Raw genomic sequence first — 11,272 nt, 5'->3', positions numbered from 1 at the left:
GCGTTTGATGGTGTTCCAGTGGTTGAAAGGCTGATTGTTTCAGTAAAACCATATAAAGCCACGTAATCAAAATTAAAAACAAGCTCATTTCTTGCTACTTTACATACAGATAAATCACCAGTGGTGTTAGAAATTGAAAACGTAGGATCTGCTTGAAAAATAGTGAAGTTGGTGTTGTTTACATTGTAAAAAACGTTGTCAGCTGCTTCTACTAAGATTCTTGCAGACGGAGTAGGGGTATCAGGAATAACAATGTTTTCTGATCCGTCATTTGGAGTGTTACTTTTTAAAACGATTGGAAAAGTTTGACCACCATCTGTTGAAAGCCTAATATTTACACTAGCACAGTTGATTGGAGCTTGGTCAGAAGTTCCTTTGTTCCAAGTAATCGTATGTGTAGCTCCTGTTCCCCAAGAAACTACTGAACTAGGACTTGTTACGGTAAAAGGTTCAGTATTTACAACGGTAATTTTTATATCATCTCTTGCAGTACTACCTCCTCCTGCATGGTTATCTCTAACGGTAAAAGCAAAATCTAATTCTCTTGCTACTGAAGGAAGAACTTCCCATATAGTAGAAGTACTTCCGTTTACCACAGTTGAAAGAGCAGGGAAGTATCTATCAGGGGAATTTGATGGCGATAAAGATCTAAACATTGGGCCACCAGTATTGGTAGCTAATGGAGACATGGTTGCTATTTCATTGTCAATTTGTTCCCAAGTATAGGTTAAAGAAGCTGTTCCGTCAACATCAGCAGCTTGTCCTTTTAAAACAAAAGGTGTAGATCTAGGAATGTTTACACTGTTTCCTGCGGTAGCTGTAGGAGCGGTATTTCCAGTGTTAGAAGTACTAGCACAACTACCCGTTCCTTGTATATGTTCCCACATTTGAGCGATACTAACAGCGTGGAAATAATCATCACTAGCTCCTTGTATGTTTGGTGAGCAAATACCCGCATAAGCCATAATGGTTGATCCACTTCCTGGTTCAACAGCAGTTATAGGACTTCTGTTACCGCTACAAGAGTTGTTAAATGTATGCGTAGCACCAAATTGATGCCCTATTTCATGTGCTACATAATCAATAGCATATCCGTCGCCTATTGGTTGACTTCTACCTGTTATTCCTTGAGCTTTATATCCAGTTTCACACACAGAATTTAATTGGGCTAATCCTCCACCTCCTGTGCTAAAGGTATGTCCGATATCATAATTTGCATCTCCAATAATAGCATCACATTTCACTTGGCTTTCATCTATTAAGAAGTTTGCATCATCGTTTGATAATCCATCAGTTGTTGCATCTAAGAAAATTAACTCATCATTGTTAGCAACTAGCACCATTCTTGTGGCTAAATCTCTTTCAAAAATACCGTTAACACGAGTCATTGTGGTATTTATAGCAGATAGCACAGCTGCTTTTTTTTCATTATCTGAAGCAGATTCTAAATTATTTCTTTCAATATGATACTGTGCATATTCCCCAGTACAAGCAATAGCAGTTCTAAAAGTTCTCAATGTTCCATCATTAGCATTTCTACTTTGTAAAGAAGAAGAACTATTTTTTTGAACAGTATTTTCAAGTTTACACGAGAAATCATCTTCTAAAGAAGCAAGTTCTCCTTTTTTATAAACGACATACTCTTTATGGTCTTTTGTGTAAGGGTCAATATAAACAGTACCCTCATTTGAGGTGAATAACATAACATGCACACCATCTTTTCCAATACTTATTTTAGCTGTAGATGAAGTATCGTCAATCCCTTGCGCAGAGAAAGATGTTACTTGTGGGAATTTTGCTGCTAACTCAGGAGCTAAATATGAGGTTTCTTTTACTAAAAAGCGTTGAATATCTCCATTCGCATTAGGAAGCATTATTACTTTTTCATTAGAAGTGTTCTTAGTTTTTGAGTTTAATAAAACACTTGTAAACTTCTCTAAATCTAACCTCATTAATAGGTGTTGATTCGGAGAAACTTTAGTAGCAAGTACTTCTTTTTTTTGAAGCCTAATTGTTTCGTTAGATGTTTTCGTCCACATCTGTTGAGAGAACAAACCAGAAGTTGAAAAAAGTAAAATGCAAAATATGAGAAGGGAGTTTCTTTTCGACATGATTTAGTTATTGATAAGTCTTACATATAACAGTAAAAGTTTAATTTTCCCTACCTTTGTAGGGCTATTTAGACGCCTAATTTATGAATAAAAAAGTAAGAGTTAGTGATCTAGGAAAAAAAGATTACAAAGAAACATGGGATTATCAAACAAGTTTGTTAGACGAGATAGTTTCATTAAAGAGAGAAAAGAGGAATGGAGAAGGTGGTATTGAAACCCCAAATTATTTTTTATTTGTCGAGCACCCTCACGTATATACTCTAGGAAAATCAGGAGATATTAGTAATTTATTATTGAATGAAGAGAAGCTTAAAGAAAAAGAAGCTACTTTTTATAAAATTAATAGAGGAGGAGATATTACCTACCATGGTCCTGGACAAATAGTTGGATACCCAATTTTAGACTTAGAAAATTTCTTTACCGATATTCATAAGTATTTACGTTTGTTAGAAGAATCTATCATTTTAACAATTGCTGAATATGGGATTAAAGCTGAAAGAAGTGAAGGAGAAACAGGAGTTTGGTTAGATGTTGGAACACCGTTTGCTAGAAAAATTTGCGCGATGGGAATTCGCGCGAGTAGATGGGTAACCATGCATGGATTCGCATTAAATGTAAACGCCAATTTAGGATACTTTGACAATATAATTCCTTGTGGAATTCGTGGTAAGGCAGTAACTTCTATGGAAGCCGAATTAGGAAAGAAAATACCTGAGGAAGAAGTGAAAGAAAAAATTCTGAAACATTTCAAAGCGTTGTTTGAAGTAGAGGAATTTATTAAAACATAAAAAAAGGGTTGACAATTGTCAACCCTTTTTAGTTTCTATAGAAAACTAAAATTATTTTTTAGCTTTAACTTCGAAAGAAATTTCCATTAAATCGTTAATGAATTTATCTTTTAAAGCAGCGTCAATTTTCTTAGAGCTATAAGTAATACCAAAATCAGTTCTATCAATGCTAAAAACATCACTTTTAAAAGTAACAGCGTCCTCAGCTTCAGTAATAGTAGCAGGAATAGTAATGCTCTTAGTAACATCTTTTAAAGTTAAGTTACCAGTAACGTGAACTTTTCCTTCTTTTACTTCAGAACTAGATACTTCAAACTTAGCAGTTGGGAATTTTTCAACATCAAAGAAATCAGTATTTTTTAAATGACCTTCTAACTTCTCTTTACCGTTACCAGCTTCTAAATCTTCACAAACAATAGTGTTCATGTCAATTACAAACTCACCAGACTTAACAGCTCCGTTTTCAATTTCTAAAGTTCCTTTTTCTAAACTTACAACACCGTTATGAGAACCAGTTGGTTTACTTCCTTTCCAAGTAACTACAGATTCTGCAACGTTAGCTTTATACGTATTAATAATGTTTTCTGTTTTTGCTACTTCTTTTTCTTCACTTACAGCAGCTTTGTTTTTTTCTGTCTTACAAGCGACAGCTCCCATTGCCATAAAAGCAATTGCTAAAATTGTTTTTTTCATTTTTGAGTTTTTAATAGTGATTATTAATTGAGGGCAAAGATAATAAAAAAATAGTTTCCATGGAGATTATTTTTTTGTTAAAATATGATTAATTACATAAGAGGCAGCTTCTAAGCCAAAGGCAGCAGGCATATAGCTGATGGTTCCGTAGTATGATTTTTTATAGTTGGTTCCATCGGTGAGTTTTAAACTTTCAGAAATTTGAATTTCTTCTGAATATACGGCTCTAACCCCTTTGTCAACTTTTAGTTCTTTTAAGCGTTTACGTATGGCTCTTGCCATTTTACAGTGCTTAGTTTTGCTAATGTCTTTTACTTTTACTTTAGAAGCATCCAATTTACCACCTGCTCCCATTGAGCTGATAATTTTCACTTTTTTTCTGCGTGCTGCAACAATCAGATTGACTTTAGGAGTAATACTGTCAATACAATCTAACACATAATCAAAGTCTGGAGTTACGATTTCAAAGGCTCTTTCTGGCGATAAAAATTCTTCTAAAACAGTCAATTCAATTTCTGGATTGATGTCTTTTAATCTATCAGCTAAAATATGTGCTTTCGATTTTCCTATGGTGCTATGTAATGCTGGTAATTGACGATTTATGTTCGTTTTGTCAAAAACATCACCATCTACAATGGTCATTTTATTTACACCAGCACGCGCAATAAATTCTGCTGCAAACGATCCTACTCCGCCTAATCCAACTACTAAAACATTGGCTTTTTTAATCTTCTCTAATCCTTCTTTTTGAACCAATAATTCGGTACGTTCTAACCAACTCATCTTTTAAAAATTCTACTAAAATTTTGTTTTACAGTATTTATAATTATTTGTCTTTCGGTTTTTCTTAGTTCGCTAGCAATGTTGTATATGTTTTCAATATGTTCTTCGGAAGTATCTGTTTCTAGAAAAAGAAAGTCTAATGAAAGTTTTGAAAAAGTTTCTTGTAACCTCTCATTTTTTAATAAACTCGCTCCGAAGGATATACATATTTGATGTCGTATTAAATCGAGCGCAATTTGGTGATTTTTATTGAATCCGTGAACAATCCAAGGTTGTTTTGGTTTGATTTCTTTTTTCAATTGAATAATTTCCTGGAAAGCCTTTACACAATGAATAATTAAAGGTTTGTTGTGTTTTTCAGAAAGCTGAATTTGTTGCTTAAAAACTTCTAGTTGAAGAGAGAAGTCAATTTCGGCTATTCTATCCAGACCGCATTCTCCTAATGCATAACAATTTTCGGAGCTTAGTTGCTCTTCAACAATTTTCAAATCGTTTTGCAAAGAATTTTCTGAAATATACCAAGGGTGAATTCCAATAGAAAAAGGAGTACTAAAATCAGTTGAATTAGGATATTTATTTTCTATTGAAAAAACATCTTTTTGAGTAGATGAAGTGTGAGTATGAATATCAATAAACTGCAATTACACTTTGTCTTTGGTGTCAATAATAATAGTTACAGGTCCGTCATTTAACAATTCTACTTTCATATCTGCTCCAAATTCACCTGTTTGAACTTTTTTGCCTAACTCTATTTCAAATTGCTGAACGAAATTTTCGTATAACGGAATTGCAATACCAGGTTTTGCTGCTTTAATATAACTAGGTCGATTTCCTTTTTTTGTTGAAGCATGCAAAGTGAATTGACTTACAATGATTGCTTCTCCATTAATATCAAGTAAAGACTTGTTCATAATGCCATCTTCATCATTAAAAATACGAAGATTGGCAATTTTCTTAGTCAACCAAGTAATATCTTCTTGTGTATCGTCATCAATAATACCCAATAAGACTAATAATCCGTTTTGGATATTCGCAACTTTTTCTCCTTCAATAGTAACACTAGCTTTTGAAACACGTTGAATTACTGCTTTCATTTTTTTTAGATTATTAGATGGTTAGATAGTTGGATTGTTAGGTTTTTAGTTTGAAAGTTGAAAACTAGCCTCTAACAGCCAAAAGCTAAGAGTTAATAGCCAACAGCAAATCACTATTCCCAAATATCAGTTCGATAATTTTCGTCTTCACCTTCCAAAATTTGTAAATAGCTTTTATAGCGAGACCAAGCAATTTCTTCATTTTCTAAGGCTTCTTTAACAGCACACTGCGGTTCATTTACGTGAATGCAATTGTTGAATTTACAGTCTTGTTTTAAAGCGAAGAATTCTGGGAAATAATCACCTAATTCATCTTTATCCATATCAACAACTCCGAAACCTTTAATTCCAGGAGTGTCAATAATACGAGCATCAAAACTTAAATCAAACATTTCAGCAAACGTAGTGGTATGTTGCCCTTGTTTGTGTTGTTCAGAAATTTCTTTGGTTTTTAAATCTAAAGAAGGTTCAATGGCATTGACTAAAGTCGTTTTTCCAACTCCCGAATGACCAGCAAACATGCTTACTTTGCTTGTCATCATCTCTTTGATTTTATCTATATTGATGTTTTCAGTGGCAGAAACTTCTACACATTCGTAACCGATAGCTTCATAAATATCTTTTAGATACATAATTTCGGCACGCTGCTCAATTTCATACGAATCAATTTTATTAAAAACTAAAATAGTTTTGATTGAATAGGCTTCAGCAGTTACCAAAAAACGATCGATAAATGTGGTAAACGTAGGAGGGTTATCAATGGTGATTAACAGAAATACCTGATCGATATTAGAAGCAATTACATGAGTTTGTTTTGATAAGTTAACCGATTTACGAACAATAAAATTTTTACGCTCGTGAATGTTGGTAATTAAACCTGTTTCTTCATCATTATTGGTTTCTAAAGAAAAATCAACAATATCACCTACAGATATAGGGTTCGTACTTTTTATTCCTTTAATACGAAATTTTCCTTTAATGCGACACTTGTATAGCTCGCCTTTAGACTTTACCCAATACCAACTTCCTGTAGATTTGTAAACCGTTCCTGTCATAAAACAAAGATGCGGATTATTCATAAAAAAATAATATATTCGTGCCTTAATTTTAAAAATTTATTATGAAAAAGCTATTATTATCTATTTGTTTTATTGGATTGTCTTATGTTTCGGCTATTGCGCAAACATATGAATATAAGGTTATAACAAGTGTTGAGTCTATAGTACCAAACGGTTTGGGAAGATCTAGGTTAATTTCTTCAGACGAAGAGAGAAATTTTGAAGATTTTACCTCTGGAAGGTCAGAAGAAAATGATGAAAGAAACAAGTCGAAAAGATCGGAAATTAGAGTTAAAAATTTCGAAGAAACAAAACTTTTAAACTTCTTTAATATTGGAGGAATTCGTTTTCAGAATATTGTAGCAAATGATGCAGTGATTACCTCTAAGCTTAATGATATGGCAAAAAATGGTTGGGAATTGGCTTTTTCTAATAGTGGAGTAGAGAGTTATGGAGGAAAAGGAGATAGTAACGGAATTTTTATAACACGTTATATTTTTAAAAGAGAGGTTAAGACTTCAGAGTCTGCTGAAAAATAAAAAAAAGCGCCATTAGGCGCGTTATTTTTTACTTTTTTTTATGAGTTAATGATTTTTTCTTGATGATTGATGCTTTCTTGGTGTATTGCCTTAAACATTTTAAGAACAAACTCTTCGCTTAGTCCTCTATCTTGTCCTTCTAATATCATTTTACCTAAGATTTCGTTCCATCGTCTAGTTTGTAAAATAGCAACGTTTTTATCTTTCTTCAATTCACCAATAGCATCAGCTATTTTCATACGTTTCCCTAGCATTTCAATCAATTGATGGTCTACTACATCAATTTGAGTACGTAAAGTGTTCAATGCATTTCGGTAATCAGCTTCGGTATCAGTAGCTTTTCTAACTTTTAAGTCTACCATCATTTGAATTAGAGATTTAGGGGTGATTTGTTGCGAAGCATCACTCCAAGCATTATCAGGATCGTAATGTGTTTCAACCATTAAACCATCAAAGTTTAAATCTAAGGCAGTTTGACAAACATCGAAAATAATATCACGACGACCAGCGATGTGTGACGGATCACAAATCAATGGTAAATCAGGAAAACGGTTTTGTAATTCGATAGGAATTTGCCATTCAGGGTTGTTTCTATATCGGGTTTTCTCATAAGTAGAAAAACCTCTATGAATTACTCCTAATTTTTTGATGTTTTTTGAGTACAAACGTTCTATAGCACCTAACCATAATGGTAAATCTGGGTTTACAGGGTTTTTTACCAAAACTATTTTATCGGTTTCTTCTAAAGCATCTGCAATTTCTTGAACGATAAAAGGACTTACAGTGGTACGAGCACCAATCCATAAAATATCTACATCATGCTCTAAAGCTAATTGTACATGATCTTTGTTGGCAACTTCGGTAGCAATTAACATTCCTGTTTCTTGTTTTGCTTTTTGCAACCATTTTAATCCTAGAGCGCCTACACCTTCAAAATTCCCAGGTCTTGTACGAGGTTTCCAAATTCCAGCTCTTAATACCGTAGCATCTGTATCTTTTAATTCGTGAGCTATTTTTAATACTTGTTCTTCAGTTTCAGCACTACAAGGTCCTGCAATTACTAGTGGATGCCCTAATCCGAAGGCATCTAACCAAGTTCTTAATTCTTTTGTGTTTTCCATTTTGATATCTTTATTGTTGAGGTGCTACCTCTAAAATTCCGTTTAATATTTGTTTTATATGATTGGTGTTTTCCATTTCAGTATATATTTCTGGAAAATCATTTTTTTCTAACAATGTTTTGAACTGTTGTAAGTTACTAATGTATTCGTTTAAAGACTCTACAACATTTTCTTTGTTTTGTTTAAAAATAGGAGTCCACATGGCAGGTGAACTTTTTGCTAAACGCACAGTGGAAGCAAATCCACTACCAGCCATATCGAAAATATCACGCTCGTTTTTCTCTTTTTCAATGACCGTTTTACCTAACATGAAAGAGCTGATATGTGATAAATGTGATACGTAGGCAATATGCTTATCGTGCGATTTTGGATCCATGTATCGAATACGCATTCCTAATTTTGAAAAAATATCCAATGCTTTTTCTTGTAATTTGAAAGCCGTTTGAAAGCCGTTTTTTCTACTTCACAAATAATATTGGTTTTACTTCTAAATAAATTTGTCAAAGCTGCATTTGGTCCTGAAAATTCCGTTCCAGCAATAGGGTGCGTAGCTAAAAAATTTCTTCTCTTCGGATGATTTTTAACAGCGTCGCAAATCAATTCTTTAGTCGAACCTACATCAAAAACCAAACAAGTATCAGAGATATTATCCAATGTTTTTAAAATTACCTCTTGTGAAACATCTACAGGAATGGCAATAATAACTATGTCTGCATTTGACAATTCTGAAAATGTTGCTTTTTGATGGATAATCCCTCTTTCTAAAGCGAGATCTCCATGTTCTTCGCTGGAGTCAATTCCGTAGATAGTAACGTTTTTAAATTCTTGCTGAATATCTAGGGCAAAACTTCCGCCGATTAATCCTAGTCCTATGATAAATACGTTCATTATATTCTGTTGATTGCTTCGTTAATTTTTTCTTCTGGAACGCATAATGAAAAACGAATGTAACCTTCACCTTGGCTACCGAAAATGGTTCCAGGAGCAGCAAAAATGTGTTTGTTATATAGCAAATCGTCAATCATTTCTTCTGATGTTTTTCCTTCTGGAGGTTTACACCAAACAAACATTCCTGAGGTGTTTTTATCGTAGGTACATCCTAACTTATCTGCTAGTTTAAAGACTAACTCTTGTCGCTTTTTATAGGTATTATTTAATTGGATAAACCAATCCTTTTCTAACTCTAAAGCTTTAGTAGCTCCTTTTTGAATTCCATAAAACATGCCAGAATCCATTTGAGTTTTTACTTTTAAAACTTCTGTTAAGAATTCAGGTTTTCCTAACAACATTCCAACACGCCACCCAGCCATGTTAAAAGATTTACTTACCGAGTTTAACTCTAAAGCAATGTCTTTTGCGCCTTCAATTTGTAAAATACTTTGAGGATGCTCGTTCAATATAAAGCTATACGGATTGTCATTTACAATTACAATATTGTGCTTTTTTCCAAAGTCAATCAACTTTTGAAAAGTTTCTTTGGTAGCATCGGCACCTGTTGGCATGTGCGGATAGTTTACCCACATCAATTTTGTTTTTGAGGTATCGAGTTTTTCCAAAGCTTCAAAATTAGGTTGCCAGTTACTAGCTTCTTCCAAATTGTAAAAAATAGGTTTTCCTCCCAATAAATTGGTTACAGAGCTGTAAGTTGGGTATCCTGGATTAGGAATTAATACCTGATCTCCTTCATTTAAAAAAGCTAATGAAATATGCATAATTCCTTCTTTGCTTCCTATTAATGGTAACACTTCGTTAGCTGGGTTTATGGTAACTTCATAGTTGTTTTGATAAAAATTTGAAACAGCTTGTCTAAATTCAGGTAAGCCTTGATAACTCTGATAACTATGTGCTCCAGTATCATGTAAACTATCTTGAATAGCTTTTAATACTGATGTTGGAGGTTGCAAATCAGGGTTTCCAATTCCAATATTTATAATTGGTTTTCCTTCTGAAATTAATTGACGTACTTCTTGTAGTTTTTTAGAGAAGTAGTACTCTTGTACGGTTTGTAAACGATTGGCAAACTGTATCATAATCTTCCGTTTTTGTATTCGCCTAATATTTTAAATTCTTCTGCCATAATTTGAATTATAGCTTTTGCTTTTTCGAAATCTTCGTATGCTTCAAAAGTTACATCAACAAAAAAAGCATACTTCCATGGTGTTTCAATTTTGGGTAATGACTGTATTTTGGTAAGGTTTAATTTGCAATCACTCATTACATTTAGAACTGCGGCTAAACTTCCTCTTTTATGATCTAATTCAAATCTTAATGAAGCTTTGTTAATTTCATTCTTACCATTTTCTGGGTGACTTGTTTGTAAAATTACAAAGCGAGTCGCATTATTTTTAATGGTTTGAATCTCGTCTTCAATGATAGAAAGTCCAAAAATATCAGCAGCCATTTTTGGTGCAATAGCAGCAACTCCTTTTAATTGTTGGTCTGCAATTCTTTTCGCAACAGCAGAGGTGTCAACATCTTCAACTAACTTTATATGTTTGTGTTGTTTGAAAAACTCTTTGCATTGTAACAAAGCCATTGGGTGTGAGCAAACCTCAGTAATATCTTCAATTTGTTGATTTGGTAACGCCATTAAATGATGGTGTATAGGCAAGTAATACTCACCAGAAATATGCAAATTGTACTTGTCAATTAGAGCATAGTTGGGTATGATTGAGCCTGCTATGGTGTTTTCTAGTGCCATAATTGCTTGTTTACTTTGGAAATTCAATAAGCTATCTACCAATGCATCAAAAGACAAACATTCAACTAGTTCGATGTTTTCTTCGTAGAAATTATTTGCAACAGTATGATGGTTGCTTCCTTGTATTCCTTGAATGGCTATTTTTTTCATTTTAGGTCAAAAAAAAAGCCTCGATAAATTCGAGACTTTGATTAGCTATATTATTTTCTTGTTAGTTTAACAATATGGTACAAAGTCTCAGCTCTTACTAAAAAAGTAAAAGTAAAAATAGAAACCTTGCCATACGTTTTGTAACATCATTGTATTTGTGTTCTTTGTACGAGGCAAATCTTAGAAATAAATTTCAGTAAACCAAACTTTTTTTGAAAAAATGTATAAAAAGAA

The 11,272-nt window shown here is 33.3% G+C and carries 11 protein-coding genes and 1 pseudogene; 2 read left to right on the top strand and 10 right to left on the bottom strand.

The features are described from left to right. Nucleotides 1-2,039: reprolysin-like metallopeptidase (locus OU788_RS10575; RefSeq protein ID WP_274635133.1), on the bottom strand; the 2,039-nt coding region annotated here is incomplete at its 3' end. A gap of 155 nt (nt 2,040-2,194) precedes the next feature. Between OU788_RS10575 and lipB the strand changes: the two genes are divergently transcribed. Continuing rightward, nucleotides 2,195-2,899, top strand: coding sequence for a lipoyl(octanoyl) transferase LipB (lipB, locus tag OU788_RS10570; RefSeq protein WP_274635132.1), 705 nt, complete (start codon nt 2,195-2,197; stop codon nt 2,897-2,899). Nucleotides 2,900-2,950: 51 nt separating this feature from the next. Here lipB and OU788_RS10565 read toward each other — a convergent pair whose 3' ends face one another. From OU788_RS10565 to rsgA, 5 genes are all read right to left on the bottom strand, one after another. Further along, the gene (locus OU788_RS10565) at nt 2,951-3,592 is read right to left on the bottom strand and encodes a YceI family protein (protein ID WP_274635131.1); all 642 of its coding nucleotides are present in this window, start codon (nt 3,590-3,592) and stop codon (nt 2,951-2,953) included. A gap of 66 nt (nt 3,593-3,658) precedes the next feature. Further along, nucleotides 3,659-4,375, bottom strand: coding sequence for a tRNA threonylcarbamoyladenosine dehydratase (locus OU788_RS10560; protein ID WP_274635130.1), 717 nt, complete (start codon nt 4,373-4,375; stop codon nt 3,659-3,661). Continuing rightward, entirely contained in the window at nt 4,372-5,016 is a 645-nt protein-coding gene (locus tag OU788_RS10555; RefSeq protein ID WP_274635129.1) for a TatD family hydrolase, read from the bottom strand. Before OU788_RS10555 ends, OU788_RS10560 begins: the two co-directional genes overlap by 4 nt. Then, complete coding sequence (dtd, locus tag OU788_RS10550) at nt 5,017-5,469, bottom strand: D-aminoacyl-tRNA deacylase (protein WP_274635128.1); 453 nt, start codon at nt 5,467-5,469, stop codon at nt 5,017-5,019. A 113-nt stretch (nt 5,470-5,582) separates the two neighbouring features. Beyond that, the gene (gene rsgA / locus OU788_RS10545; RefSeq protein WP_274635134.1) at nt 5,583-6,524 is read right to left on the bottom strand and encodes a ribosome small subunit-dependent GTPase A; all 942 of its coding nucleotides are present in this window, start codon (nt 6,522-6,524) and stop codon (nt 5,583-5,585) included. Between the two features lie 65 nt (nt 6,525-6,589). On the opposite strand from rsgA, the gene OU788_RS10540 reads away from it, so the two are divergent. Next, the gene (locus OU788_RS10540; RefSeq protein ID WP_274635127.1) at nt 6,590-7,066 is read left to right on the top strand and encodes a hypothetical protein; all 477 of its coding nucleotides are present in this window, start codon (nt 6,590-6,592) and stop codon (nt 7,064-7,066) included. Between the two features lie 38 nt (nt 7,067-7,104). Here OU788_RS10540 and OU788_RS10535 read toward each other — a convergent pair whose 3' ends face one another. The 4 genes and pseudogenes from OU788_RS10535 to OU788_RS10520 all read right to left on the bottom strand — a co-directional run bounded on the left by OU788_RS10535 (nt 7,105) and on the right by OU788_RS10520 (nt 11,038). Further along, the gene (locus tag OU788_RS10535) at nt 7,105-8,187 is read right to left on the bottom strand and encodes a bifunctional 3-deoxy-7-phosphoheptulonate synthase/chorismate mutase type II (RefSeq protein WP_274635126.1); all 1,083 of its coding nucleotides are present in this window, start codon (nt 8,185-8,187) and stop codon (nt 7,105-7,107) included. Between the two features lie 10 nt (nt 8,188-8,197). After that, nucleotides 8,198-9,075: pseudogene (locus OU788_RS10530) on the bottom strand (prephenate dehydrogenase). Further along, entirely contained in the window at nt 9,075-10,217 is a 1,143-nt protein-coding gene (locus OU788_RS10525; RefSeq protein ID WP_274635125.1) for a pyridoxal phosphate-dependent aminotransferase, read from the bottom strand. Before OU788_RS10525 ends, OU788_RS10530 begins: the two are co-directional and overlap by 1 nt. After that, a complete protein-coding gene (locus OU788_RS10520; RefSeq protein WP_274635124.1) occupies nt 10,214-11,038 on the bottom strand; it encodes a prephenate dehydratase in 825 nt (274 codons plus the stop codon). Before OU788_RS10520 ends, OU788_RS10525 begins: the two co-directional genes overlap by 4 nt. Nucleotides 11,039-11,272: the final 234 nt, after the last annotated feature.

The organism is Tenacibaculum sp. L6 (assembly GCF_028823685.1).
In the GTDB taxonomy this organism is placed as follows: Bacteria; Bacteroidota; Bacteroidia; order Flavobacteriales; family Flavobacteriaceae; genus Polaribacter.
Note: the sequence above shows the minus strand (reverse complement) of the source record. Positions and strands in the feature narration are given on the sequence as shown.